The following is a 246-nucleotide window of genomic DNA, read 5'->3' as shown; positions in this document are numbered from 1 at the left end:
TCACGCGGCCGGCGGCGGCGCGCGCGCTGCGGGCCGGTAGTGCGCTTGCTCCAGCGCGCCGTGCTTCTCGAAGTGGGCGAGGATGGCGCGGATGGCGGTGGGTTCCTCGATGCTGGCGACGATCCGTACCGCGCCGCCGCAGTGGGCGCAGGTGGTGATGTCGATGGAAAAGACCCGCTTGAGCCGTTGCGCCCAGCTCATCGCACGGCGCTTCTGCTCGGGGCTGCGCGGCTCGTCGTGGGCGCT

1 pseudogene is annotated in these 246 nt (G+C 72.4%); it reads right to left on the bottom strand.

What is annotated here, in order from left to right:
• Nucleotides 1–246, bottom strand: a pseudogene (locus QMX79_RS20930) (IS91 family transposase); the annotation flags it as partial.

This window comes from Stenotrophomonas sp. PS02300, assembly GCF_029959395.1.
Classification (GTDB): Bacteria; Pseudomonadota; Gammaproteobacteria; order Xanthomonadales; family Xanthomonadaceae; genus Stenotrophomonas; species Stenotrophomonas maltophilia_AD.
Note: the sequence above shows the minus strand (reverse complement) of the source record. Positions and strands in the feature narration are given on the sequence as shown.